We start from the raw sequence: 27,000 nt of genomic DNA, 5'->3' as shown, positions 1-27,000 counted from the left end.
TGTAATAAATCAAAATATTTTTTAACCTTTCTTAAAAGTTTTATGAGTAAAACAACACCTACAACTAGGGGAAATCAAAGAGTTAATTTCTCTTCAGCGAAAGGAAAGATCATCACTCCGGACTTCTTGGATATCCAAATCGAGTCTTTCAGTGAGTTTTTTCAGCTTGATACGCTTCCTGAAGACAGAACTAACGAAGGTTTGTACAAAACCTTCCAAGAAAATTTCCCGATTACCGATTCTAGAAACCAATTTGTATTGGAATTCTTGGATTATTTGGTAGATTCTCCACGTTATTCAATCGATGAGTGTGTGGAAAGAGGATTAACGTATTCAGTGCCTCTTAAAGCAAGACTTAAATTGTATTGTACAGACCCTGAGCATGAGGATTTCCAAACTGTGGTTCAGGATGTATATTTAGGACCTGTTCCTTACATGACTCCGTCTGGTTCATTCATTATCAATGGAGCAGAGCGTGTTATCGTAACTCAGTTACACAGATCTCCGGGGGTATTCTTCGGACAGACTTACCACGCTAACGGAACAAAACTTTATTATTCAAGAATTATCCCTTTCAAAGGATCTTGGATGGAATTTACGACAGATATCAACAGCGTAATGTACGCATATATCGATCGTAAGAAAAAATTACCATTAACGACTTTATTAAGAGCAATCGGGTATGAATCTGATAAGGATATCCTTCAGATCTTCGACCTTGCTGAAGAAGTAAAAGTTTCTAAAGCTGCCCTTAAAAAAGTAGAAGGAAGAACATTGGCTGCGAGAGTATTGAACACTTGGTTCGAGGATTTCGTAGACGAAGATACAGGTGAAGTAGTTTCTATCGAAAGAAACGAGATCATCCTGGATAGAGAAACGATTCTTGAAAAAGAACATTTAGATCTTATTCTTGATGCTGGTGTGAAGTCTATTTTGATTCACAAAGAAAACAGCAACGAGTTCTCTATCATCCAGAATACATTACAAAAAGACCCTACAAACTCTGAAAAAGAGGCAGTAGAGTACATCTATCGTCAGTTAAGAAATGCAGATCCGCCAGATGAGGAAACTGCAAGAGGAATCATTGAAAAATTATTCTTCTCTGAGCAAAGATATTCACTTGGTGAAGTTGGACGTTACAGACTAAACAAAAAATTAGGTCTAAACATTCCTACTACAACTGAGGTTCTTACAAAAGAAGATATCATCGCTATCGTAAGACACTTGATCGAGCTTGTAAACTCTAAAGCTGAGGTTGATGATATCGACCACTTATCAAACAGAAGAATTAAAACTGTTGGTGAGCAATTGGCAGGACAGTTCGGTGTAGGTCTTTCAAGAATTGCAAGAACAATCAAGGAAAGAATGAACGTTAGAGATAACGAAATCTTTACTCCGCTTGATCTTGTTAATGCTAAAACTTTAACATCTGTTATTAACTCGTTCTTTGGTACCAACCAGCTTTCTCAGTTCATGGACCAGACCAACCCGCTTTCAGAAATCACGCACAAGCGTAGACTTTCTGCACTAGGGCCTGGAGGTTTATCAAGAGAAAGAGCAGGTTTCGAGGTTCGAGACGTTCACCATACTCACTACGGAAGAATTTGCCCGATTGAAACTCCGGAAGGACCAAACATCGGTTTGATTTCATCTTTAGGTATTTATGCTAAAATCAACAGACTTGGTTTCATCGAAACTCCGTACAGAAAAGTAGAAGAAGGTAAGATTGATCTTGCTGCAGATCCTATCTACTTAAATGCTGAGGACGAAGAAGACAAAGTAATTGCTCAGGCAAACGTTGAATTGAGCGATAATGGTGATTTCTTAACAGACAGAATTATTGCAAGATTGGATGGTGACTATCCGGTAGTTGAGCCATCTCAGGTTAATCTAATCGATGTTGCACCGAACCAGATTTCTGGTATTTCAGCTTCATTAATTCCTTTCTTGGAGCATGATGATGCGAACCGTGCATTGATGGGATCGAACATGATGCGTCAGGCAGTTCCTCTATTGAAGCCACAAGCTCCAATCGTAGGTACAGGTCTGGAACAACAAGTTGCAAGAGATTCTAGAATTTTGATCAATGCTGAAGGTACAGGTACTGTAGAGTATGTAGATGCTGATAAGATCATTATTAAATATGAAAGAAGTGAAGACGAAGATTTAGTACAATTCGAGTCTGCTACTAAAACATATAACTTAACTAAGTTTAGAAAAACTAACCAAAGTACAACAATTACCCTAAGACCAAACGTAAGAGTAGGTGATGTAGTGGAAAAAGGACAGGTACTTTGCGACGGTTATGCTACTGAAAAAGGAGAATTGGCTCTTGGTAGAAACTTAGTGGTTGCGTTCATGCCTTGGAAGGGTTACAACTTCGAGGATGCGATCGTAATCAACGAAAAAGTGGTTCGTGAAGACTGGTTTACTTCAATCCACGTGGATGAATATTCTCTTGAAGTTCGTGATACTAAATTAGGTATGGAAGAGCTTACAGCAGATATTCCAAACGTTTCTGAAGAGGCTACTAAAGATCTTGACGAAAACGGTATGATCAGAATCGGTGCTGAAGTGAAGCCTGGAGATATCATGATTGGTAAAATCACTCCAAAAGGTGAATCTGACCCGACTCCTGAAGAAAAACTTTTGAGAGCAATCTTCGGTGACAAAGCTGGTGATGTAAAGGATGCTTCATTGAAAGCAGACTCTTCATTAAGAGGTGTTGTGATCAACAAAAAATTGTTCTCAAGAAACATTAAAGATAAAAAGAAGAGAACTGAAGAAAAACTTAAACTTGAAGAAATTGAAAACACTTACAAGGCTAAGTTTGATGATTTGAGAAATACTTTAATTGAAAAATTAAATACACTGGTAAGCGGTAAAACTTCTCAAGGGGTGAAAAATGACCTTGATGAAGAAATCATCGGTAAAGGTGTGAAGTTCACTCACAAATTATTAACATCAGTTGAAGATTACGTAAACGTTAGTGGTTCAGACTGGACTGTTGATAACGATAAAAATGAATTAATCAAACAATTAATTCACAATTATAAAATCAAATTCAACGATATTCAGGGAGTTAAAAACCGTGAGAAATTCGCAATTTCAATAGGAGACGAATTACCAGCAGGTATCATGAAGTTGGCTAAAGTTTATATCGCTAAAAAACGTAAACTAAACGTAGGGGATAAAATGGCGGGTCGTCACGGTAACAAAGGTATCGTTTCGAGAATCGTTCGTGAAGAAGATATGCCATTCCTTGAAGACGGAACACCAGTAGATATCGTATTGAATCCACTAGGGGTACCTTCTCGTATGAACATCGGTCAGATTTATGAAACAGTTCTTGGATGGGCTGGTCAGAAATTAGGATTGAAGTTTGCTACACCAATCTTCGATGGAGCAAGCTTGGATCAAATCACTGAGTATACTGAGAAAGCAGGTCTTCCTAAATTCGGTCACACTCACCTTTATGATGGTGGTACTGGAGAAAGATTTACTCAGGCTGCGACAGTAGGTATCATTTACATGTTGAAACTAGGACACATGGTTGATGATAAGATGCACGCACGTTCTATCGGTCCTTACTCATTGATTACTCAGCAGCCGTTAGGAGGTAAAGCTCAGTTCGGAGGTCAGAGATTCGGGGAGATGGAGGTTTGGGCTCTTGAAGCATTCGGAGCATCGAATATCCTTAGAGAAATCTTGACTGTGAAGTCGGATGACGTGATTGGTAGAGCAAAAACTTACGAAGCAATTGCAAAAGGTGAATCGATGCCTGAACCAGGTATTCCGGAATCATTCAACGTATTACTTCACGAGTTACAAGGTCTTGGATTAGACGTAAGATTGGAGGAGTAAATTAAGATTTAATTATTTAAAAATTAAAGTATTAATTAACTCCGAGATGATAAGAGCGAAAGTGTAACAGCTTTCAATCTTTAATCTTTATAATCAAAAATAAAATTATGTCAAATAAAAATAAATCAAGTAGATTTAATAAAATAACCATCGGTTTAGCTTCACCGGAGTCTATTTTACAAGACTCAAGAGGGGAGGTTCTTAAGCCGGAAACTATTAACTACAGAACGCATAAGCCTGAAAGAGACGGTTTGTTCTGTGAAAAGATCTTCGGTCCTGTAAAGGATTACGAATGTGCTTGTGGTAAATACAAGAGAATTCGTTACAAAGGGATCGTTTGTGACCGTTGTGGTGTAGAAGTTACGGAGAAAAAAGTAAGAAGAGAGAGAATCGGGCACATCAACCTTGTTGTTCCAATCGCTCACATCTGGTATTTCCGTTCTTTACCGAACAAAATCGGTTACCTTTTAGGAATTCCTTCTAAGAAATTAGATATGATCATCTACTACGAAAGATATGTAGTGATCCAGCAAGGTATTGCTAAGAAATTAGACGGTTCTGATTTCGAAAGCATGGAGTTCTTAACAGAAGAAGAGTATCTTGACATCATGGAAACTCTTCCAATCGAGAACCAATATCTTGATGATTCTGATCCAAACAAATTCATCGCTAAAATGGGTGCTGAAGCTGTTGAGGAATTATTAAAAAGAATCGATCTTGATGCATTGTCTTTCGACTTGAGACACAAAGCTCACAATGAAGGTTCAAAACAAAGAAGAACTGAAGCTCTAAAAAGATTGAACGTTGTAGAAGCATTGAGAGGTGCTAATACAAGAATGATCAACAGACCAGAGTGGATGATCATGCGTGTACTTCCAGTTATCCCACCAGAACTAAGACCATTGGTTCCGTTGGATGGTGGACGTTTCGCTACTTCCGATTTGAATGACCTTTACAGAAGAGTTATTATCAGAAACAACCGTTTGAAGAGATTATTGGAGATCAAAGCTCCGGAAGTAATCTTAAGAAACGAGAAGCGTATGCTTCAGGAATCAGTAGATTCATTATTCGATAATACAAGAAAATCTTCAGCTGTAAAATCTGAATCAAACAGACCATTGAAATCTCTTTCAGATTCATTGAAAGGTAAGCAAGGTCGTTTCCGTCAGAACTTATTAGGGAAAAGGGTAGATTACTCTGCACGTTCGGTAATTGTTGTAGGTCCAAACTTACAACTTCACGAGTGTGGTATTCCTAAAGATATGGCTGCGGAACTTTACAAACCGTTCATCATTAGAAAACTAATTGAAAGAGGTATTGTAAAAACAGTAAAATCTGCAAAGAGAATTATTGATAGAAAAGAACCAGTAGTATATGATATCCTAGAAAACGTGATGAAAGGTCACCCTGTTCTATTGAACAGAGCACCTACGCTTCACAGACTAGGTATCCAGGCTTTCCAACCTAAGATGATCGAAGGTAAGGCAATCCAGCTACACCCGTTGGTAACAACAGCATTCAACGCCGATTTCGACGGTGACCAGATGGCGGTACACTTGCCGTTAGGTCCTGAAGCGATCCTTGAAGCTCAGTTATTGATGTTAGGTTCTCAAAACATCTTGAACCCTGCAAACGGTTCTCCAATTACGGTACCTTCTCAGGACATGGTTCTTGGTCTTTATTTCATGACTAAAGAATTAAGCTCTACAGAGACGATGAAAGTAAAAGGAGAAGGTCTTGCATTCTATTCTCCTGAAGAAGCGGAAATCGCGTATGCTGAAGGTAGGGTATCTTTAAATGCTAAAGTAAGATGTAGACTTCCTGTAAAAGAAGATGGAGAAATCGTTACAAGATTGATCGAAACTTCTGTAGGTAGAATTTTGTTCAACCAAATTGTACCTAAACAAGTAGGATATATTAATGAACTTTTAACTAAAAAATCATTAAGAAACGTTATCGGTAAGATCCTTGCTGATACAGATTTCCCTACAACAGTGAAGTTCTTGGATGCAATGAAAGATTTAGGGTATTCAAATGCATTCAAAGGAGGTCTTTCTTTCTCATTAGGTGACATCGTAGTTCCTGTTGAGAAAAAGCAGATGATTGCACAATCAATCGAAACTGTAGACGAAATTAGAGCTAACTATAACATGGGTCTAATTACCGATACAGAACGTTATAACCAGGTAATCGACGTTTGGACAAACACAAACGCAGGATTAACTGAAATGATCATGAGCAGAATGAAAACTGACCAAGGTGGTTTCAACTCTGTATATATGATGCTTGACTCTGGGGCGAGGGGTTCTAAGGAACAGATCCGTCAGTTATCAGGGATGAGAGGTTTGATGGCGAAACCGCAAAAAGCTGGTTCTACCGGTGCGGAGATCATCGAAAACCCGATCCTTGCAAACTTTAAGGAAGGTCTTTCCATCCTAGAATACTTTATCTCTACCCACGGTGCTCGTAAAGGTCTTGCGGATACCGCTCTTAAGACTGCCGATGCAGGTTACTTAACGAGAAGATTGGTAGACGTTGCACAGGACGTTATCGTAACAGAAGACGACTGTGGAACTTTAAGAGGTACAGAAGTTACTGCACTTAAGAAAAATGACGAGATCGTTGAAAGAATCTCTGAAAGAATCTTAGGTAGAGTTTCTTTACATAATATCTATGATCCTGAAAGTGATGAAATCATTGCTGAGGCAGATCAGGTAATCAACGAAGCATTAGCTAAGAGAATTGAAGAAGCTGGATTGGAAGCGGTTGAAGTTCGTTCACCACTTACTTGTGAAGCTAAGAAAGGTATCTGTGCAAAATGTTACGGTAGAAACTTAGCTACTGGTAAAACAATCCACATGGGTGAAGCAGTAGGGGTAATTGCAGCACAATCAATCGGGGAACCGGGAACTCAGCTTACGTTGAGAACTTTCCACCAAGGGGGTACTGCAGGTAACGTTTCTGAAAACCCATCAATCGTTGCAAGAAGAGACGGTATCGTAGAAATGGATGAGGTAAGAACAATTAGCTCTGAAGACGAAAACGGTAATGTAACTGAGGTTGTAGTTTCTCGTTCAACGGAATTCAGATTAGTTGCTGATAATGAGTCTAGAACTCCATTGATGGTGGCTAACGTACCTTACGGTTCGATATTATCTGTAAAACCAGGTGATAAAGTGAAGAAAGGAGATACAATCTGTAGATGGGATGCGTATAACGCGGTTATCATTGCAGAAACTTCCGGTAAGGTAGAATATGAGGATATCATCCAAGGTATTTCATTCCAGTTGGAAATCGACGAAGCTACAGGTTTCGAAGAGAAAGTAATCTCTGAATCTAGAAATAAGAAAGCGGTACCTACTTTAAAAGTAGTAGATTCTAAAGGTGTTGAACAAAAAGGTTACAACTTACCGGTAGGAGCCCACTTAATGGTTAACGACGGTGAAAAAATTAAAGCGGGTAAAGTTTTAATCAAGATCCCAAGAAAATCTGCAAAAGCAGGGGATATCACAGGAGGTCTTCCGAGAGTTACCGAATTATTCGAAGCAAGAAACCCTTCAAACCCGGCGGTTGTTACAGAAATCGATGGGGTAGTTTCTTACGGAAAAATCAAGAGAGGTAACCGTGAACTTATTGTTGAGGCTAAAACTGGAGAGAGAAAAATTTATTTAGTTAAATTATCAAACCAGATCTTGGTACAGGAGAATGACTTCGTAAGAGCAGGTTCTCCACTTTCTGACGGTTCTATTACACCGGAAGATATTCTAAGAATTAAAGGTCCAACTGCGGTTCAGGAATACCTGGTAAACGAGATTCAGGAAGTTTACCGTCTGCAAGGGGTAAAAATCGACGACAAGCACTTCGAAATCATCGTAAGACAGATGATGACAAAAGTATCTATCGTTGATGGAGGTGATACTCAATTCCTTGAAGGAGCTCTTGAGCACAAATATGACTTCTTAGAAGAAAACAACAGAGTATTCGGTCTTAAAGTAGTTGTTGATGCTGGAGATTCTAAAGTATTCCAACCAGGTCAGATGATTACTGCAAGAGAATTAAGAGACGAAAATTCTAAATTGAAGCGTGAAGATCAGGCTTTAGTTGAAGTAAGAGAAGCTTTACCTGCTACAGCAACGCCTGTACTTCAAGGTATTACCAGAGCAGCTCTTCAAACTAAATCATTCATGTCTGCTGCATCATTCCAGGAAACAACTAAAGTTCTAAACGAAGCTGCAGTTGCTGGTAAAGTGGATGATCTGAACGGTCTTAAAGAAAATGTAATTGTAGGACACAGAATTCCTGCAGGTACAGGTCTTAAAGAATACCAAAACGTGATCGTAGGTTCTAAGAAAGAATTCGAAGATCTTAACTAAAATTAATGATTCGGAAATTTGAGGTTTGAAATTATTTTTATATTTTCACAACCTCAAAATTTCGAATAAAAAAAATATTTTATAACAATGGACAACAATCAAAATCCGCAAGACGGAAACATCAACATCGAATTAAACGAAATGGTAGCTGCTGGAGTTTATGCAAACCTAGCTTTAGTAAACCACTCTCCATCTGAATTCGTTGTAGATTTCATCCAATTAATGCCAGGTGTACAACAAGCTAAAGTAAGATCAAGAATCATTCTTGCTCCACTTCACGCTAAGAGAGTACTTACTGCTCTTCAACAAAACATTACAAACTACGAGCAGCAATTCGGAGAAATCAAAGAAGTTGAACCTTTCGTATTAGGAGGAAACAACGTAAACGCTTAAGATTTTTCTTAATCATAATAAAGAATGCTTCAATTTCTATTGGGGCATTTTTTTTGTACTATATTTTTTGCATTATCATTGAAAAAATAATATGAATTTAGATTTATAGAGTAAAGATTAATTCATTATGTTAATTTTGTTTGTTTTAATTTTAATTTAATAATTTTTCTTGTGTTTTTGTGTGATTTTAATACTTACTGAAGTATATTTGCTGAAAATGTAAAAAATGAAACGGTACTCTATTTTTTGTGTAATGTTGTGTGTTGCCGGAAACGTTTATGCACAGCAAAATCCTACACTTCAGGCTAATCAAAAGCGACTTCAGGACTTATATGCCAAATATGATAAAAGTCTTAAAAAGAAACATAAAGCAGGAAAATCTGCTGGCATTCCACCAGATTTGTACAATGAAGAAGATTATAAAAGAACAATGGATCCTGTTACCGGGGGAACCAATTTCGATAAACTGGTAAAACTGAATAAAGAAATCGTTCAGGGAAAATATGCTCCTGCAAAACCAATGTCTTTCCTTTCCGGAGGAAATTCTTCAACCAATAAAATTGTAAACGAACCATGGATAGAAAGAGGTCCTTATAGCGTTGGCGGTAGAACCAGAGCAATTATGTACGATCCGAATGATGCGACAGGAAAAAGAGTTTTTGCAGGTGGAGTTTCTGGTGGTCTGTGGGTAAATCAGGATCCTTCTGTAGCCTCTAATGAATGGCAGCCTCTAAGTACGTTTTGGGCAAATACTTCCGTTTCATGCATTACATATGATCCAAATAATCCACAAGTTATATACGTAGGAACAGGAGAAGCTTCAACTGCAGATGCCATAGGTTCCGGAATCTGGAAATCGGCAGATGGAGGAAGTACATGGACTCAAATTTTCACCATTCCGGTAACGTATTCCAACGGCATCCGAAGCGGAAATTTCTATATTAATGATATTAAAGTAAGAAATAATGCAGGGGTTTCGGAAGTTTACGCGGGAGTAAGCGGTAATTATAACGACGGTGCATTTCAGGGATTGAGCCAGGCCGGATTATATAAATCGACGGATGGAGGAGTTACCTTCACAAAAAACACAAGTTTACTGGCACTTAATACAACTACGAATGCAACAAGTAGTACGGGATATTCTATTCAGCAAATAGAGATTGGAGCAGATAATTCTGTGTGGGTCTCTACAAGAAGCTCGAGATTTTCGAATATAGATTCGGGAGGTAGAATTTTGAAGTCAGCAGACGGAAATACGTTTACTCAGGTTTACAATGTTGGAAGTGCCGGTGCGAGGGTAAATTTTACACTTTCCAGAACAGACGCGAATAAAGTGTATGCTTTTATGCAGGGAGCCACAACTTCGGAACCGATACGTATTGCAAGATCTACAGATGGAGGAGCAACATGGCAGGCTACCAACGATGCATCGCCGGCTGTTACGCTTCCTACAGCGACAGATACAAGTATTCCTGCTAATGACTTTACCAGAGGACAATCTTTCTATGATCTTATTATTGCCACAGATCCTATGGATGATAATACGGTTTATATCGGAGGTATCGATTTGTATAAATCTACAAATGGTGCTGCAAGCTGGACGCAGATCTCAAAGTGGTCAAATAACAATAACATGGCTGCATTACAGGTTTCGACGGTACATGCAGATCAGCACGAGATTGTTTTCAATCCATTTAATAATTATTCTACCAATCAGATGCTGTTTGGAAACGATGGCGGAATTTATTTTGCGGCGAATAAAAATAATATTGCTACGACTTCAGGCTTTGCGGCGAGAAATACGAGATATAACGTTACTCAGTTCTACGGCGCTATGTTGAACCCGATTAAAACTCCTGCTGATGAGGAATTACTGGCAGGAGCACAGGATAATGGTTCTTGGTGGCTGTATGGAGCTCCACAGACAAATAATTTCCTGACAAGTCAATCTGCAACTTCAGGAGACGGAATGTATACAGAATATGATGATCAGGATAATTATGAAATTGCAAGTTATGTGTACAATAACCATTATTTATTAAATAGTACTACAAGTTATTTAATTTCTAGTGCGAATAGGAATGCTTACGGGCATTTTGTCAATGAAATTGCTTTAGACAGAATTAATAATGTTTTCTACTCTTACCGTTCAGGATTAACATTATTCCGAACAAGTGGATTATCGGCTACTTCCACATCATTTACCAACAATATAGTTACCGTAGGAACGGCACAAACAAGCGAACAGATCTCTTGGATGAAAGTTTCTCCTTATACAACGGCTTCTACAACATTATTTGTGGGAACAAGTTTGGGAAGAATCTTTAAAATTACCAATGCCAATACAACGTCTTATACGTCTACAGCAATCTCTTCGCCTGCGACAGGTACCATCTCTGATATCGAATTCGGAGCCAATGAGAATGAGATTATTGTAACATTGTCCAATTATAACCTTACAAGTATTTTCTACTCTACAGACGGTGGAGCAACATGGCAAAACAAAGAAGGAAATCTTCCGGATATGCCTGTAAGAACTGTCTTAAGAAACCCTGATGATGCTAATGAGGTTATTATAGGAACAGAAATGGGCGTTTGGGGAACAACGAACTTCCTTGCTTCCTCGCCAACATGGGCTTCTATTACTGGAAATATTGGAAATATAAGAATTACTAATCTGGATTATAGACCTGCAACGAGAACAGTTTTGGTGTCCACTTACGGAAGAGGAGCGTGGACGACGCAAAATACTACTGTTACTTTAGCAACGGGAGAGGTAAAATCTAAAAAAGATGAGGTAAGAATATATCCGAATCCTTCAAAAGGCATCTCGCATTTAAGATTTGATGCAGCTAAATACAGCACTGTAGATATCAGTATTTTCGATGGGTCGGGAAGATTGGTATACAGTAGAAAAAATGTTAAATCTGATGAAGAATTTGGTCAAAGACTAACACCTGGAAATTACGTCCTGAAAGCTGAATCAAAAGGACAGATTATTTACAGCGGAAACTATTTGGTTTTAGGAAAAGTGAGTGCTGACGGCGATGATGATTAAAAATGAATAATCAGTTATTAATAATGATATTTTGGATCCTGGCGTTTTCTTGTAAAGCGCCGGTTTCCTCATTATATCAGGATGGAATTTCTGTGATTTCTGCAGAAAAAACAGATTGGTTTGGCGGCAGACCCGGAATAAGAGGAACGGTTTATACCATTCGATTAAAATTAAAAGATAATAAAGATCTTATCACAATAAAATCTTTAAAAGCCGAAGGAAACAACATCAGTTTTACTCAGGCCCGTTCAGGAAATACGATTACCGTAAGAGGAAATTTGCAAAGTACACCTCAGCTCGAAAATTATGGAGATACAACTTCCGGATCTTCTGCTGAAAATTCTAAAGATTCGTCAAAATTAAATCCAAAAGACAATAGGATAGAATACACGACAAAAGATTCAAAAAAAACGTATAAAATAAGCATTCCGGAATTCGTTCCGGTAGAACCTATCGGAGAATTAATTCCCCAGAGACAATAATCATCTTTTTTTTGCATAAAAAACTATTCTTTATATTTTTATTTATTCCTTTAGCGATCGTATTTCTCAATATGATTCATCCTTTTATTTCCTTTATTAAAAACGAAGTATACGAAAAGACACAATACAATATTTCAAAAAAGACATTCGATAAATCCAAAACAATCTGCTTTTCAGAAAAAGATTTAACGAAAGCTGAATGGAAAGAGGAAAAAGAATTTATCCTGAATGATTTTTCTTACGATGTTATCAGCATTAATGTGGTCAATGGAACAAAATATTTTTATTGCTATGTGGATAAAAAGGATTTAGTCATCAATTCAATATTAAAATTATCAGGATTTTTTACATCTAAAAAAGTATACGCGTGGCGACATTTCGAGTTGCCGATGCAGGGAAAAAAACTGATCAAAACATCTAATTCCTTTGCAATATTTGATTACCGGGAATTTAATTTCAATAATTCATTTTATTTAAAATCAAAATCAGATTATTCTAAAAGATTAGAAAATACGTTTGATTTGTCGATAGTTATTCCACCACCGGAAAAAGTTCTAGATTCGATTCTGTTTAATGTAATTTAAAATTTAACCGCAATAGAAACAGAAGATCTTATTGAATGAATGTAGAGCATCTTTAAAAGTCTATAAAGAAAAAAATCTTTGATTTTTTAACTTATGTGTACTTCTTTACAGTTTATTATAAGCTTGAAATAACTAAAAGTGCCGAAATCTTTTGTGGTAAAATAAAAACTTAAACAGGGTTATTATAAGAAACTTAAACGACAAATAATTAATTTTTAATCAATGAAAAAATATATATGTGTTGCGGCTTTATTAAGCTGTATCATCGCTAATGCACAACAATCCCCGGACAGCACGATTGAGGAAGTAGCCATACAGGGAAGAAAAAAATCAAACAGGAACGCGCAGAATTCAAAAGGCACGGTCAGTCGGTAGAAACACTCTCCGAAGAGGAACTGAATAGAAACAATCCTGCAGCAATAGACCAGACTTTATCCACAATGCCAGGCTTACAAGTGGATAAGAGAACAAATTTCGGAGGGCAGAGACTGGTTGTTCGTGGTTACGGAAACGATCAAAAATTCAATAACTGGGGTGTAAAAGCATACTGGAATAATATGCCTTTGACAAATGCCGAAGGAATTACCATTCTGGATGACATCGATTTTGCTTATGTAAATAATGTTGAGGTCATTAAAGGACCGGCTGCAACGATGTACGGCGGTGGCGTTGGTGGAGTAGTACGCTTCTATACGCGTCCCGACTTTACAAAGGGAGTTACTGTTTCAGAAAATGCTTTGGTTGGAGCTTTCAAGACTTTCCAGACAAGAACACAATTGAATGTGGCTGATGAAAATTATTCTGTAAATGCCGCTTACGGACATCTGGAAACCGATGGCTACAGACCAAACGGAAGCGGACTGAAAAACTTTTTTAATGTAAACGGAACGGTTAAGCTTGGGAAAAATGATCAGCTAAGTTTCTTCGGAAGTCAGGCCTATTCGTACGAACATACTTCGGGGCAGATTTCTTACGATGATTATTATGCCGGGATCGATAACGGAAATCCTGCTTATATCCGTAAAAATTCTGGAACAAAGATAAAATCTACAAGAGTAGGACTAAGCAACTCCGTGAATATCCTTCCGAACCTTAGAAATTATACAACATTGTTTTATTATAACGGAAATACAGAAAGTGTTTCTGCGGGAGCTTATGGAGTGACAAGTGCGCCGAACGTCGGATTACGTTCTACATTTACCTTGAAAAATGATTTCAAAGACTTTGAGAACAGATTAGATTTCGGTACTGAGATTCAGAACTCTATGTCTACGGCTTCAAGTTACCGTTTCACGGGATCCATTACCAATCCTTTGGAAACGACGGGGATTTCCGGAGCTACCTATTTTAAGTTTAATAACAATCAGGCAACGTATTTTGCAATAGATTATTTAACGTACAAACCTTGGGGTGTAACGTTACTTGCAGGAATAAGTGCGAATAAAACAAATTACGACAGAAAAGATCTGTATGCTGTTCCCGGGTTAATTCCTGGTAAAAAAGACCAGTCATTCGGAAAGCAATATGAAACAGCCTATACGCCACATTTTGCACTACAAAAAGAATGGAAACATCAGATTTTTAATCTAAGTTACAGTGAAGGATATAATGCACCTACTGCAGGTTCGTCTTTCATTAATTATACCAATACAGCGAACAATGATCTTAAACCGGAACGCGCAAAAATGGTAGATTTCAGTGTGCATGGATTGTTGTTGGATACCAAATTGGACTATCAGGTTTCTGTATTCAGAATCGATTATTCTGATAAATTAACGCAATTAACTATTCCGAATTCCGGCAATCAGACATATTGGGCAAACACGGGAAACCAGAAAAACACTGGTTTGGAAGTAAGTGTCGGTTATCAGTATAGAAACGATAACTCATTTATTAACAGGGTTGTACCGTTTGTAAATCTTTCTTATTACGATGCGAAGTATAAGGATTTTAAAACAAGATTATTAGGAGCAGATCAGGTGTATGATCATCAGACTGTAGTAGGAGTTCCGAGAAATAAATATGCAATTGGTTTGGATGTGTACACGAAGCCTGGCTTTTATCTTGTAAATACATATAACTACTTAGGAAATGTATATACAGATTTTGCAAATACAAATATGGTAAAAGGTTTTGGATTGCTCAATTCAAAATTGGGATACAAAAAATCCTTTGGAAGGTTTGATCTTGATGCATATGTAATGGGAAATAACTTAACGAACCAGATTAATTATACATTCTTATTCTTAGGAAACAGTATCAATGATTCAGATACAGGAAATGGCTATCCGAAAGGTGTTGCGACCGATCTCAACCCTGGACCAAGTAAAGCATATTTCTTTTATGGTTTGAATTTAAAATATAGATTATAAGATTTAAAGTAAAAACTGTTTCATGGATAAATGAAGCAGTTTTTTTATTTCATTAATTGTTAAACCTTTTCGGTATTCTTATATTGATAATTGTTTAAATTTGTTTTTAGATATGATACACAGGATATGATAAATAATCAATTTATTCTTAATAAATTCGGCTTTTTGGGTGCAGATTTTTCAAATGAACTTCATAAGCATGCAATTGTCACGGATATTAAGGCAAAGACGGAAATCGTAAGAGAAGGTCAGAAAAATAAATTTGTACCCTTTTTAATAAAAGGATCAATCAGAGTTTTCACGCTAAATGATGGTCGCGAACTCATCTATTATTACATCAGGGCAAATGATAGCTGTCTGATGACGTTTTCATCTATTTTTACAGACTATGTAAGCAGAATTTATGCAGTAGCGGAAGAAGATTCTGAAGTGATGCTGATTCCTGTTTCGGTTGTTCATGAATGGCTAATTAAGTATCCGGAAATCAACAAGCTTTTTTACAGCGAATACGACAAAAGATTTTCGGATGTGATGAATATGGTAAATGATGCTGTTTTCCATAAGCTTGATAAAAGAGTTGTGAATTACATCAAACAACAGATTTCGCTCACAGGAAACAATCCTGTAAAGCTTACACACCGTGAAATTGCCAATAATCTGGGAACTTCAAGGGAAGTGGTAAGCCGTGTATTGAAAAAAATTGAAAATGAGGGAGAAATTATTCAAACAAAAGAAGGGATAAAAATACCTGTAAATGAAAATGTTAGACAGGTCTAATAAATAATGTTTTAATGATTTTAAAATCGTGATCGATAAAAACTATATAGTCGGTGACTTTTATCACACGATTTTGAATTCATAAGTCTATAAGTTTGTCATACTAATACTCTAATTAAAATTTTGTATGACAAAAACTCTCTTATTTTTGTCAGTATTTGCTTCAGGTCTTGTCTTTGCACAGGAAGATCTGCTGAAAGATATTGACACCATTCAGACCAACACTGAAACTTCCCAACCCGCCTTTAAGGCGCTCCAGATTGTCACGGGACAATCGACAAAGCTCCCCGCAAAGAACGAATGGTACATTGTTGTAGCACACCGTTTCGGAGACGTAAGCAAAGGTTTTAAAGATTTTTTCGGGTTAGATGATGCTTCTACAAAGTTAGGGGCAATTTATGGTATTACTGATGGAATTTCAGTAAGCCTTTCCCGAGAAACAAACTTAAAAACTTTCGAAGGAGCCGTAAAATACAAATTGGTGAAGCAAAGTGAAAATTTCCCTGTTGATATTGTGGGCTACAATGTTTTGGCGGTGAATACCGATCTTAGCAAAGACAATTATCCGCACCTTCAATTTGGAGACAGACTTTCTTATCTTACACAGGCTTTAATTTCAAGAAGATTCAGTGATAATTTTTCTTTGCAGTTAACGCCATCTTATGTTCACAAAAATCTTTATGAGCCGGCGATTGAAGACAAAAACCAATTCCTGACGGGTTTGGGCGGTCGTTATAAGATTTCGAAAAGAATTTCCATCAACGCGGAATATTTTGTGAATTTCGACAATCACAGTTTTTATAAAAATCCGCTCTCTTTGGGGATGGATATAGAAACCGGGGGACACGTTTTCCAGCTTTTATTCACGAATTCCCAACTCAATTCAGACATTGGTTATTTAACCAACGCTGCAGGAAAGTGGGAGAAAGGACAGATTTTCTTTGGGTTTAATCTTTATAGAGTTTTTTAAGTTATGAAAAAATTAATGTACTTAATTTCATCGGCAGTTGTATTCGTTGCTTGTGAAAGCAGAACCTATGAAGAAATATCGGATGCAACTCCTATCACGGAACAGGTGACGTATACAAAAGACATCAAACCTATTATAGATGCCAATTGTATCAGCTGCCATTCGCCGGGAGCACAGGCTTTAACCAATTACAGTCAGGTTAAAAACAATATCGATAACATCATCGACAGAATAAGCAGACCTAATGGAGATCCCGGAAAAATGCCTCAGGGCGGAAGCTTATCACCAACACAAATCAATATGTTCACCAAATGGAAAGCGGACGGGCTTACCGAAAATTAAAAAATTAATATGAAAAAGCTAGTATTACTAATGGTTTCGTTGCTTTTTGCCAACCTTGTTTTTGCTCAGAAGTATATGTCGAAAACAGGAAAAGTAACGTTTGAAGCGAGTGTGCCTTTATTTGAAGATGTTTTTGCACAAGATGATAACAATGTAGGCGTTATCAATGCAGATACGGGAGATTTTGCCTCGGTTTCTGTAGTTAAAAACTTTCATTTTAAAACAAAATTAATGGAAGAACATTTTAACGAAAGCTATGCTGAAACCGGAAAATATCCAAAAACAACTTTCACAGGGAAAATCGCTAATTTTGATAAGTCTAAATTATCTGCAACACCTCAGAAATATACTGTTCAGGGAACTTTAAATTTTCACGGTGTAGATAAAGCATATACTTCAACAGCAACAATTTACGCTAAAGACGGGAAAATCTATATGACAGGAGGTTTTGTTGTAAGACCGGCAGATCATAAAGTTGCAATTCCTAAAATGGTAACGAAAAAGATCGCTGAAAGTGTGAATGTTCAGTACAATTATGTTCTTTCAAAACAATGAGAAATTTAATTATATTCATAGGAATTTTTCTGAGTGTTACTTTCGTTTCTGCTCAGGAAAAGGCAAAATCTATTTTTGATATTGCCAGAACCGGAACTGTTACTGAGGTAAAAGAATTGATGAAACAGAATCCGGATATTATCAATCAAACCAACGAGGGTGGCTTCTCTCCGCTGATTTTAGCATGCTACAGAGGTAACGTAGAAGTGGCTAAGTTTTTGATGGACAATGTGAAAGATGTAAATTATAAAAGCCAGGAAGGAACTGCTCTTGCAGGACTTGCGGTGAAATATAATAAGGATTTGGTGGAGTATATTTTAAATAAAAAAGCCAATCCTAATATTGTGGATGCAAACGGAGCTACCCCTTTATTCTGGGCTGTGAAATTTGGTAATAAAGAATTAACAGAATTATTATTACAACACAAAGCCGACAAATCTATAAAAGATTCTCAAGGGATGACCCCTTTTGAATATGCCTTACAAACAAACAATACAGAAATCATTAACCTACTTAAAAATTAAAATATGAAAAAAGTTTTACTTACATTATCAATGGCTCTTGCATCTTCGCTGGGAGCGCAGTTTTTCTCGACAGGAACGGTAAATTTACCGACAGCTTCTATGACTGTAAAAATCGTTACAGATCCTACAACAGTTACAATGACTCTTACAGGTGATAGTACTTCAATGTTAGGCATTGGTTTCGGATCTAGTGGAATGGCAAGTGGAGCAGACGGATTTATTTATAATTCTTCCGCAAACAGAGATTATACTTTTAGTGGAATAGGAGTTACCCCTTCTGCCGATGCTTCTCAGGATTGGACAGTAACTTCTAATAGTGTTTCTGGAAGTACAAGAACGATTGTTGCAACAAGAAGTTTAGCAGGCGGATCAGGTGATTTTGCCTTTACAAATTCTAACTCTAGTATAAATATTTTCTACGCAAGAAGATTAGGAAATACAGGTTTGGGTTATCATAATGGAGACAGAGATTATGCAACGTTAACAAGGACATCTGTGCTAGCTGTTAATGATGTAGTTGCAGAAAGTAAAAAAGTTACTCTTTATCCAAATCCTTCTAAAGGTGAAGTAAATTTCAAAAATGCAGATAAAATTAAATCTGTTGATATTTATGAAGCCACAGGAAGAAAAGTGAAATCTGTAAAAATGGATGGACAAAACATCAGTATTTCTGATCTGAAATCCGGAAATTATTATCTTGAAATTACGTTGAAAGATGGTTCTACTTCTTTTGAACAGTTGATTAAAGAATAAGTTTTTTCTTTTTATAAATCTTGAATCCTGCGTTATTGGCAGGATTTTTTTGTATTGCCGAGACGAATTTGTTTATATAAAATCAGGCTGCCTTGAAAAGACAGCCTGATTGGTTTTATTCTGTTATACGAGCAAGACGCTTACATCTGCGGGTTGTACTTTTATTTGATGATTTGGAAAGGATTTTTTCGGTTCCAAAAATATATTTTCAAAATTGAGGATAAAATAAAACAGCTTCTGCTAAAAGCAATTGTTCTTCTATTTAGACGTTTTAGATGGGGTTCTAAGATTGAGGTTTTGTCTTTCGATTCCGTTTGTTCCGTATTTTTTGTTGTATGAATTTTCTTTGGAATCAGATATTGATAATTGATTAATCTGTCGGTATAGATTTTCTCTGCTTTTGCATTGAGTAGGGTCTTTACAACAGCATTTAAAGTCTTATTACTTCTTCTTCCGATATAAAAATTGGCGACTTGTTTTGTGTTTTTATTGATTGCATATACTAGCCATTGTGGATAGGATTTTTTACGGATAAAGAATCTCATTTCATCCAGTTCATACTGTTGATGGTTCAAAGTAATGGTTCGTTGAATATTGTTAGCAATAGAAATAATTCTTCTAAGCAATGTTGTTGCTGAAATTTTTAAGATTCTTGCTGTGCTGCGAATACCTAAACCTTCTTTTGTCAGTTGAATTATCTTGTAAAGGCTGCTCTATTTTTATGAATTGTTGAGTATTATTTTTTTGTTTGTGTTGATTGATAAAGGAAACCAACATGTTTGGTACATTACCACCTCCTGAGCGTAGACCAAAACTGTGCATAAGAAAAATGCACTACTGTAGAATTTCTTCATACTGTGTTTTTTTGAGTTGTTAATTATTAATTTTATAAGTTGTGCAAAAATATTATTTTTACTTCACGCTGAGAAGATTTATGAATAATATTTAATGTGAATGTTATCACATTTTTAATCCGTCTAAATATTCTGTCAAATATATTTCTACGAAGCGACAAAACCTGTCGTATTATTTATAATATATTGGTAAATTAAATTTAATGCAGGTGTTTTTCCGGTTTAAGAATTTATTTACACTAATTCCAAAAAATATTTTTAAAGTTTTTTTAACCCACAAAACTTTCCCCAACAAAACAGACACAGTAACTTTGACAAAAATTTACAATGAAGCGAGGATTACAATTTTTATTATTAATTATTTCATTCACTGTTTTTGCCCAGAAAGGTAATGTGGATACGACTCAGATCGTTATTCCTAACCGATATAACAGTTCTGAAGCGCAGACAAAACCTTATGTAATCATGATTTCTACAGACGGTTTTCGATACGATTATGCTAAAAAATATAATGCAGAAAATCTTTTAAAATATTCAGGTGAGGGAGTTCAGGCAAAGGCAATGATTCCCAGTTATCCGAGTATTACTTTCCCTAATCACTGGACTTTAATTACCGGATTATATCCTTCTCATCACGGTTTAATTGATAATTATTTTTATGATTATAAAAGAAAAGAAGCCTATGCAATGAGCGACCGCAAAAATGCAGAAGACGGAAGCTGGTACGGCGGAACTCCACTTTGGGGATTGGCTGAAAAGCAAGGAATGGTCTCTGCTTCTTTAATGTGGGTTGGCTCTGCAAGTGAAGCAGGAGGGAAAAGACCAACCTATTATTATCCTTATCATGAAAAATTTTCACCTTCTGAAAAAGTGGATAAAGTGATTAGTTGGTTGAAATTACCAATGGACAAAAGGCCTCATTTTATTTCATTATATTTTCCTGAGGTTGACGGAAGCGGACATCATTTCGGACCCGATACAAAAGAAACAGAAGATGCCGTTCATTTGATCGATAAAGCGATTGGTGAATTGGTTCAAAAAGTAAATGCCTTAGGATTAAAGAATGTAAACTTCGTTTTCGTGTCAGATCACGGAATGATAAAAGTAGATGGTGGAAGTCCTTTAGAAATTCCAGAAATGCTGTTGAATAAAGATAAATTTGATATTTATAATTCTCAAACTTTGTTAAGAGTTTACGTTAAAAATTCTGCTGAGGTTAAAAACGTTTACAAAGAATTAAAAGCCAATAAAACAGAAAACTACGAAGTTTATTTAGATAAAAAGCTCCCAAAATATCTTCACTTTGCAACTAGAGACGATAAGTATAATAGAATCGGGCAGATTTTACTGATTCCAAAAGCTCCGAAAATATTTCTGGAAAAAGGAAAGAAAACATCAGTTGGAAAACATGGTTACAACCCAAGAATTGTTCCTGAAATGAAAGCAACTTTCTTCGCTTGGGGACCAGAATTTAAAAATAATCTGGTAATCGATGAATTTGAAAACATCAATGTTTATCCTTTAGTAGCCGATATTTTAGGTTTAAAAATCGATCAACCTATTGATGGAAAATTAAAGGTTTTGAAAGAAACATTGAAAGAATAAATGGGAGTCCCGAAGGGACGACTTAAAACAGGGTAGAATTAAACTCTATCAACCCATCAAAAATAAAAATACAAAAATTTCGGCGAGCCAAAGGCTCGCCGAAATTTTATCTGATTAGCAAATAAATTAAGCATTAAACTTATCAGCAAATTCCTTCGCAAACTCCTCCAATTTAATCTCTCCATCAACCACAGAACCATGCTCAACAAAATCTTTCTGTACAACACCCGTTCTGATTCCTCGTCCCATTTCCGTGTACAAATCAGCGATTTCCTGTGGAAGACCAGCTTGAAGCATTCCATTTAGAGAATCTTCATCTTTAAATTCAACCCACGGAAGCTCTAGTTTTCTGATTGCGCTTCCAAAAACTTTAGCAAAATCACTTCCGGAACGAACATCACTTACAATATATCTTACATTTTTACTTTCAGAATTTTTCACTAATTCCTGTGCCGCTACTTTAGCAATATCTTTCGGATGAACTAATGGAATTTCAACATTTTCAGGGAAGTTTGCTCCAATAATTCCTGCATTTTTAATCAATGGAATATCGTTGAAGAAATTGATATAAAAATATCCGGCTCTCAAGAAAGTCACTGAAGTATTTTCCAGTTCATTGTAGAATTTTTCAATAAAATGAAGACCTTTGATGGGACCATTTTCGATTGGAGATTCAACACCGATGCTGCTTAACATAACAACTCTTTTTAAACCAGTTTGTTTTAAAGCTTCAGCATAGTTTTTCCCTGCATTAATGGTGTTTTCAACAATGTTTTGAAATCCCATATTCGGAGGAGTCATTAAAAATGCGGTATCGTTTTCTTTAAAAGTTTCAATTAAGAAATTTAAATCTGTAATAGAACCAATCGCTGCTTTTGCGCCTAAACTTTCAATTTCACTTTTTTTAGATTCGTTACTGCTGATTATAGTGATATCATGTCCTTCTGCAATTAATTGTTGTGCAAGTGGTTTTGCTACATTTCCTAATGAACCTGTGATTACAATTTTCATAATAATTTTTATTGTTTTTTGTTGATAAATATTTTTTTATTTCCTGATACAAAGTTATATTTGTACTTACTTTTATACAAGTACTTACCCTAAAGTATGTATTGATATGGCAGAAATTAAAGAAGCATCAACGATTCAGCAAAATAAGAAATACGCACTCGATTCTTGTCCGGTAACCTATGTAATGGAAAAAATCGGTGGTTTTTGGAAACCCATTATTTTGTATCATCTTTCAAACAGTGATAAAAGATATAGCGAATTGAAACGTGCAATTCCGGCAGTAACAGAAAAGATGTTGATTCAACATTTAAAACAATTGGAAAATGACGGATTGGTGATAAGAACAGCAAAACCTGTCGTTCCTCCACACGTAACTTATGAATTGAGTGAAGCAGGAAAAGGTTTAATTCCTGTTATCAATTCAATGGCGGAATGGGCGTTTAAAGATATGGAAGGGAAATATGAATTAATGTAGCAATTTAAAAATGTAGCAATCTAACAATGTAATAAGTGTAAATAATTTCAATAAAATCATCAATAGGAAGGGGTTTTTAGCTCATTTTCAAAAAAATAAACAAGTAAACTTGGCTTTAGCCAAAACATAAAAAAACAAAAAAGGCTCTCAAAAAAGAGAGCCCTAGTTAAAAAATATACGAAGAATTACAAAGATTGCATATCAATTACAAAACGATATTTTACATCGCTTTTCAGCATTCTTTCATACGCATTGTTGATGTCCTGAATTTTAATCAATTCAATATCAGAAACGATATTATGTTCACCGCAGAAATCCAATAATTCCTGAGTTTCAGCGATACCTCCGATCAAAGATCCTGCAACAGAACGACGTTGGAAAATCATTGGTCTTGTGCTTGGAGATTCATTTTCGAATTCACCTACAAATCCTACCAAAACTAAAGTTCCGTTCAATGCAACAGTCTGCATATAAGGATTGATGTCGTGTTCGTAAGGAACGGTATCGATAATTACATCAAATTTCCCTGCAACTTCTTTCATTTGAGACTCATCTGTAGAAATTACTACATGATCTGCTCCCAATTTTTTAGCATCGTCCGTTTTTCCTGGTGTTCTTGAAAATAAAGTCACTTCAGCACCTAAACCTTTTGCTAATTTAATCGCCATGTGTCCCAAACCTCCTAAACCTACAACGGCAACTTTAGAATTAGGACCAACGTTCCAGTGTCTCAAAGGTGACCAAGTCGTGATTCCTGCGCAAAGAAGTGGTGCAACTGCCGCCAAATCTAAATTTTCTGGAACGCTAAGAACGAAATGCTCATCAACAACCACTTTCTGAGAATATCCACCGAAAGTATGACCTCCCAAATGTTTGTCCTTTCCATTATAAGTGCCTACAAAACCATTTTGGCAATATTGTTCTAAATCTTGTTTGCAACTGTCGCAGTGTCCACAGGAATCCACCATACAACCAACTGCGGCTAAGTCCCCAACTTTAAACTTAGAAACCTCGCTTCCAACATTGGTGATTCTTCCTACGATTTCATGTCCCGGAACTACAGGATACAAAGATCCGCCCCAGTCGTTTCTCGCTGTGTGAAGATCCGAGTGACAAACCCCGCAATATAGAATTTCAATTTCTACATCTTTTGCCGTTACCTCTCTTCTTTCGATATTAATTTCCGCTAAATCTGCAGTTTTAGATTCTGCTCCGTAAGCTTTTACTGTGAGTGTGCTCATTTGCTTTTTTAATTTAAGTGTTAATTAAGTTTAGTTTAAAATATATTTTGTGAAGAATTTTTTGAAATTAAACAGCTTGAATTTACGACTAAATTTGATTTCATTTGATTTAAAATTTCATCACGGTTACAAAAGTCGAAACTTTTAGATAAACTCAACTTATATAAATTACAGAAAGATTTACCAATTTTACAGACCTTATAAAATGTCAACCGAGAAAGTGGTAATTTTGAATTGTAATAAAAATGTACTTCATGGAAAATCAGAAGGTTGAAATATTTAATACCGTTGCCGAATATAATAAAATGATGAATCACGAAACGATGCATCCTTTGGTAAGCGTGGTAGATTTTTCTAAAGCTAATCCTATTTGTCAGTACATCAGGCAATTTGGCTTTTATACTGTTTTCTTAAAAGATGTCATGTGTGGAGATATGCAGTATGGAAAACACAGTTATGACTATCAGGAAGGAACGTTGGTTTTCATTGCTCCGGGACAGACTTACGGGATTTATAACGCTGATACATATATTCAGCCGGCAGGTTTTGCCTTAATTTTTCATCCAGATTTATTGAAGGGAACCAATTTGGGTAAAAATATCAACAATTACAATTTCTTTTCTTATGAAGTTCATGAAGCACTGCACCTTTCAGAAAAGGAAAGAGAAATCATTCTGGAATGTTTTAAAAATATCAAACACGAACTTGGACAGGCAATCGATAAGCACAGCAAATCATTAATTGTGAATAATATTGAGTTATTCTTAAATTATTGTATGCGCTTTTATGACCGCCAGTTTATCACAAGAGATCACATTAATCAGGGGGTTATCGGGAAGTTTGAAAACTTATTGAATGATTATTTAAAATCTGATAAACCTAAAAATATTGGTTTTCCAATGGTGAATTATTTTGCGGAACAACTCAATCTATCAGCGAATTATTTTGGTGATTTAATTAAAAAAGAACTTGGCGTTTCCGCACAGGAATTTATTCATAATAAACTGATTGATGTCGCAAAAGATCAAATTTTCGATCCTGCAAAATCCATCAGCGAAATTTCTTATGATTTAGGATTCAAATATCCGCAGCATTTTACAAGATTATTCAAAAGTAAAGTCGGGGTTTCTCCTAGTGAGTACAAAACTCTGAATTAGCCTAAACACAAATTTCTACAAGTATTTTTCAGAAATAACACGAATATTTTAAGTAATCTATTAGTAAAATTAGTGTGAAAAATTGTGTCATTTGTGTTTAATTCAAAACAAAAAATCACTAAATTTAATATGAAAAAATAAATTTTGTTTCTGTCATGACCACACAGCAAAATATAGGAACTCATACATTTTTTACATCTTTCGGAAAAATTTTAGCTTTAAAAGAAAATGGAGTTATTAAAGCTAAAAGTATTCGTTATGCTCGTTCGGAAAGATATAAAATGCCAATTCCTTTAGAAGCTGCAGAGTCATATGAAATTTTAGATAAAACTCCTGTTTGTCCGCAACATATCAGTCCGTTGTTGGAAAGATTAATTGGTAAAACGGATATCGATAAATTCCTGCCGGATGAATCTCCACAATTTCTAACGATAACGCGTCCTGAAAAATTTAATGAAAACGAAAAATTACCCGTCGTAGTCTGGATCCACGGAGGTTCGTATGAAATTGGGTGTGGTGATTTACCGACTTCCGATCCTACACTTTGGGTAAAGGAACAGAATATCATTTTCGTTTCTATTTCTTATCGTCTCGGGCTTTTCGGATTTCTCGGCGGCGATGAAAACAGACCTGCTAATTTGGGGTTGTTTGATATTATTGAATCTCTAAAATGGATTAAGAAAAATATTCAAGATTTTGGAGGAGATCCGGAAAATATTACACTTTTCGGACAATCCTCGGGAGGTGATGCAATTGCCCACTTGATGATTTCTGAGGGTGTGGATAACTTATTTCAAAGAGCAATTATTCACAGTGCACCCCTTGGCTTTCGTATCAAAAGAAGCAAAATGTCATTTGATTTTTTTCAAAAAACAGAATCATTAAAAAACGAAATTGATGCATTGAAAATGACAGAAAGCTATGCGGAATTTTTACCATCATTCATGAAATATGGTTTAAAAACTTCGATGCCTTTTTGTACGCAGTATGGCTATCCTCCTTTATGCAAAGAAGAAGAAAGCCTTCTGAAATGGAAAGAAAATGCAAAAAAATATGATGTCTTAATTGGCTTAAATAACGACGAAACCGCTTTCTACGTAAAAACTGCCGAAGAAGGTTTATACACTTATTTACATGAAAAAATTCTTAATAAAATAGTTCGGAAAACGACAGAATCAATCTATGAAAAGCCCGCGAATATTTTTGCTCAAAACTACAAATCAGGAGATGGAAATATTTATCAGTTTAAAATTAAATCAACTTTAAAAAATAATTATATCGGAGCATCTCACTGTGTAGACCTCCCTTTAATTTTTGAAAACGAAGCAGCATGGAAAAATTCAGGATTACTGAAAGATGTTCCATGGACTCATATTCAGGAAAACGGAAAAAAATTACGCTCACTTTGGGCGGAATTTGCCAGAACCGGAAAAATATCTGATCATTCAGAAAGACCTGAAATTCTGAATCTCCGAAAAGTTTAGTTTTATATTTAAACAAAAATACCAAGAATTTTACACAAATAAAATATTCACAAATTTGTCTTTCTATAGGAACCCAGAGATAGTATTAGAGATAAAAATTATAAAAATATCAGTCTAGATTCCTAC

20 protein-coding genes are annotated in these 27,000 nt (G+C 35.9%); 17 read left to right on the top strand and 3 right to left on the bottom strand.

The window, feature by feature from the left end:
• Positions 1-42 precede the first annotated feature (42 nt).
• The 13 genes from rpoB (at position 43) to ACKX2A_RS08595 (ending at position 19,047) form a co-directional block, all read left to right on the top strand.
• Positions 43-3,864: a DNA-directed RNA polymerase subunit beta gene (rpoB, locus tag ACKX2A_RS08655; protein WP_415328970.1), complete on the top strand. Its 3,822-nt coding sequence runs from the start codon at positions 43-45 to the stop codon at positions 3,862-3,864.
• 107 nt (positions 3,865-3,971) lie between these two features.
• A complete protein-coding gene (gene rpoC / locus ACKX2A_RS08650) occupies positions 3,972-8,237 on the top strand; it encodes a DNA-directed RNA polymerase subunit beta' (RefSeq protein ID WP_415328969.1) in 4,266 nt (1,421 codons plus the stop codon).
• Between the two features lie 87 nt (positions 8,238-8,324).
• Positions 8,325-8,630 (top strand): DUF3467 domain-containing protein, encoded by a 306-nt coding sequence (locus ACKX2A_RS08645; protein WP_415328968.1) that lies wholly within the window; start codon positions 8,325-8,327, stop codon positions 8,628-8,630.
• A 226-nt stretch (positions 8,631-8,856) separates the two neighbouring features.
• Positions 8,857-11,688 carry a T9SS type A sorting domain-containing protein gene (locus ACKX2A_RS08640; RefSeq protein WP_415328967.1) on the top strand — a complete coding sequence of 944 codons (2,832 nt, stop codon included), beginning with the start codon at positions 8,857-8,859 and terminating at the stop codon, positions 11,686-11,688.
• A 23-nt stretch (positions 11,689-11,711) separates the two neighbouring features.
• Positions 11,712-12,170, top strand: coding sequence for a hypothetical protein (locus ACKX2A_RS08635; RefSeq protein ID WP_415328966.1), 459 nt, complete (start codon positions 11,712-11,714; stop codon positions 12,168-12,170).
• Between the two features lie 71 nt (positions 12,171-12,241).
• Positions 12,242-12,754 carry a hypothetical protein gene (locus ACKX2A_RS08630; protein ID WP_415328965.1) on the top strand — a complete coding sequence of 171 codons (513 nt, stop codon included), beginning with the start codon at positions 12,242-12,244 and terminating at the stop codon, positions 12,752-12,754.
• A gap of 329 nt (positions 12,755-13,083) precedes the next feature.
• On the top strand, positions 13,084-15,126 hold the full coding sequence (locus ACKX2A_RS08625; protein WP_415329439.1) for a TonB-dependent receptor: 2,043 nt from the start codon (positions 13,084-13,086) through the stop codon (positions 15,124-15,126).
• 126 nt (positions 15,127-15,252) lie between these two features.
• Positions 15,253-15,903 carry a Crp/Fnr family transcriptional regulator gene (locus ACKX2A_RS08620; protein WP_415328964.1) on the top strand — a complete coding sequence of 217 codons (651 nt, stop codon included), beginning with the start codon at positions 15,253-15,255 and terminating at the stop codon, positions 15,901-15,903.
• Between the two features lie 127 nt (positions 15,904-16,030).
• Positions 16,031-16,873, top strand: coding sequence for a DUF5777 family beta-barrel protein (locus ACKX2A_RS08615; RefSeq protein ID WP_415328963.1), 843 nt, complete (start codon positions 16,031-16,033; stop codon positions 16,871-16,873).
• Between the two features lie 15 nt (positions 16,874-16,888).
• A complete protein-coding gene (locus ACKX2A_RS08610) occupies positions 16,889-17,215 on the top strand; it encodes a c-type cytochrome (RefSeq protein WP_415328962.1) in 327 nt (108 codons plus the stop codon).
• A gap of 9 nt (positions 17,216-17,224) precedes the next feature.
• Positions 17,225-17,770: a YceI family protein gene (locus ACKX2A_RS08605; RefSeq protein WP_415328961.1), complete on the top strand. Its 546-nt coding sequence runs from the start codon at positions 17,225-17,227 to the stop codon at positions 17,768-17,770.
• Positions 17,767-18,294, top strand: coding sequence for an ankyrin repeat domain-containing protein (locus ACKX2A_RS08600; protein WP_415328960.1), 528 nt, complete (start codon positions 17,767-17,769; stop codon positions 18,292-18,294). Before ACKX2A_RS08605 ends, ACKX2A_RS08600 begins: the two co-directional genes overlap by 4 nt.
• A 3-nt stretch (positions 18,295-18,297) precedes the next feature.
• Positions 18,298-19,047, top strand: coding sequence for a T9SS type A sorting domain-containing protein (locus ACKX2A_RS08595; RefSeq protein ID WP_415328959.1), 750 nt, complete (start codon positions 18,298-18,300; stop codon positions 19,045-19,047).
• A gap of 161 nt (positions 19,048-19,208) precedes the next feature.
• Here the strand turns inward: ACKX2A_RS08595 and ACKX2A_RS08590 are convergent, their stop codons facing one another.
• Positions 19,209-19,673 carry an IS1 family transposase gene (locus ACKX2A_RS08590; protein ID WP_415328958.1) on the bottom strand — a complete coding sequence of 155 codons (465 nt, stop codon included), beginning with the start codon at positions 19,671-19,673 and terminating at the stop codon, positions 19,209-19,211.
• A gap of 555 nt (positions 19,674-20,228) precedes the next feature.
• On the opposite strand from ACKX2A_RS08590, the gene ACKX2A_RS08585 reads away from it, so the two are divergent.
• Complete coding sequence (locus ACKX2A_RS08585) at positions 20,229-21,506, top strand: ectonucleotide pyrophosphatase/phosphodiesterase (protein WP_415328957.1); 1,278 nt, start codon at positions 20,229-20,231, stop codon at positions 21,504-21,506.
• Between the two features lie 126 nt (positions 21,507-21,632).
• Here ACKX2A_RS08585 and ACKX2A_RS08580 read toward each other — a convergent pair whose 3' ends face one another.
• Entirely contained in the window at positions 21,633-22,517 is an 885-nt protein-coding gene (locus ACKX2A_RS08580; RefSeq protein ID WP_415328956.1) for an NAD(P)H-binding protein, read from the bottom strand.
• A 106-nt stretch (positions 22,518-22,623) separates the two neighbouring features.
• Between ACKX2A_RS08580 and ACKX2A_RS08575 the strand changes: the two genes are divergently transcribed.
• Entirely contained in the window at positions 22,624-22,992 is a 369-nt protein-coding gene (locus tag ACKX2A_RS08575; protein WP_415328955.1) for a winged helix-turn-helix transcriptional regulator, read from the top strand.
• 185 nt (positions 22,993-23,177) lie between these two features.
• Here the strand turns inward: ACKX2A_RS08575 and ACKX2A_RS08570 are convergent, their stop codons facing one another.
• Positions 23,178-24,233 carry an NAD(P)-dependent alcohol dehydrogenase gene (locus tag ACKX2A_RS08570; protein WP_415328954.1) on the bottom strand — a complete coding sequence of 352 codons (1,056 nt, stop codon included), beginning with the start codon at positions 24,231-24,233 and terminating at the stop codon, positions 23,178-23,180.
• 254 nt (positions 24,234-24,487) lie between these two features.
• On the opposite strand from ACKX2A_RS08570, the gene ACKX2A_RS08565 reads away from it, so the two are divergent.
• On the top strand, positions 24,488-25,390 hold the full coding sequence (locus ACKX2A_RS08565; protein ID WP_415328953.1) for a helix-turn-helix domain-containing protein: 903 nt from the start codon (positions 24,488-24,490) through the stop codon (positions 25,388-25,390).
• Between the two features lie 155 nt (positions 25,391-25,545).
• Positions 25,546-26,874 (top strand): carboxylesterase family protein, encoded by a 1,329-nt coding sequence (locus tag ACKX2A_RS08560; RefSeq protein WP_415328952.1) that lies wholly within the window; start codon positions 25,546-25,548, stop codon positions 26,872-26,874.
• The last annotated feature ends 126 nt before the right edge of the window (positions 26,875-27,000 follow it).

Origin of the sequence: Chryseobacterium sp. MMS23-Vi53, assembly GCF_047651245.1 — a bacterium.
Taxonomy (GTDB): domain Bacteria; phylum Bacteroidota; class Bacteroidia; order Flavobacteriales; family Weeksellaceae; genus Chryseobacterium.
Note: the sequence above shows the minus strand (reverse complement) of the source record. Positions and strands in the feature narration are given on the sequence as shown.

Excerpts from the sequence above, each read along its gene's own strand:
- ACKX2A_RS08575 (WP_415328955.1), top strand. The coding sequence starts at position 22,624 with ATGGCAGAAATTAAAGAAGCATCAACGATTCAGCAAAATAAGAAATAC.
- ACKX2A_RS08630 (WP_415328965.1), top strand. The coding sequence starts at position 12,242 with ATGATTCATCCTTTTATTTCCTTTATTAAAAACGAAGTATACGAAAAG.
- ACKX2A_RS08585 (WP_415328957.1), top strand. The coding sequence starts at position 20,229 with ATGAAGCGAGGATTACAATTTTTATTATTAATTATTTCATTCACTGTT.
- ACKX2A_RS08635 (WP_415328966.1), top strand. The coding sequence starts at position 11,712 with ATGATATTTTGGATCCTGGCGTTTTCTTGTAAAGCGCCGGTTTCCTCA.
- ACKX2A_RS08645 (WP_415328968.1), top strand. The coding sequence starts at position 8,325 with ATGGACAACAATCAAAATCCGCAAGACGGAAACATCAACATCGAATTA.
- ACKX2A_RS08565 (WP_415328953.1), top strand. The coding sequence starts at position 24,488 with ATGGAAAATCAGAAGGTTGAAATATTTAATACCGTTGCCGAATATAAT.
- ACKX2A_RS08580 (WP_415328956.1), bottom strand. The coding sequence starts at position 22,517 with ATGAAAATTGTAATCACAGGTTCATTAGGAAATGTAGCAAAACCACTT.
- ACKX2A_RS08605 (WP_415328961.1), top strand. The coding sequence starts at position 17,225 with ATGAAAAAGCTAGTATTACTAATGGTTTCGTTGCTTTTTGCCAACCTT.
- rpoB (WP_415328970.1), top strand. The coding sequence starts at position 43 with ATGAGTAAAACAACACCTACAACTAGGGGAAATCAAAGAGTTAATTTC.
- ACKX2A_RS08595 (WP_415328959.1), top strand. The coding sequence starts at position 18,298 with ATGAAAAAAGTTTTACTTACATTATCAATGGCTCTTGCATCTTCGCTG.
- ACKX2A_RS08620 (WP_415328964.1), top strand. The coding sequence starts at position 15,253 with ATGATAAATAATCAATTTATTCTTAATAAATTCGGCTTTTTGGGTGCA.
- ACKX2A_RS08640 (WP_415328967.1), top strand. The coding sequence starts at position 8,857 with ATGAAACGGTACTCTATTTTTTGTGTAATGTTGTGTGTTGCCGGAAAC.
- ACKX2A_RS08610 (WP_415328962.1), top strand. The coding sequence starts at position 16,889 with ATGTACTTAATTTCATCGGCAGTTGTATTCGTTGCTTGTGAAAGCAGA.
- ACKX2A_RS08615 (WP_415328963.1), top strand. The coding sequence starts at position 16,031 with ATGACAAAAACTCTCTTATTTTTGTCAGTATTTGCTTCAGGTCTTGTC.
- ACKX2A_RS08560 (WP_415328952.1), top strand. The coding sequence starts at position 25,546 with ATGACCACACAGCAAAATATAGGAACTCATACATTTTTTACATCTTTC.
- rpoC (WP_415328969.1), top strand. The coding sequence starts at position 3,972 with ATGTCAAATAAAAATAAATCAAGTAGATTTAATAAAATAACCATCGGT.
- ACKX2A_RS08600 (WP_415328960.1), top strand. The coding sequence starts at position 17,767 with ATGAGAAATTTAATTATATTCATAGGAATTTTTCTGAGTGTTACTTTC.
- ACKX2A_RS08570 (WP_415328954.1), bottom strand. The coding sequence starts at position 24,233 with ATGAGCACACTCACAGTAAAAGCTTACGGAGCAGAATCTAAAACTGCA.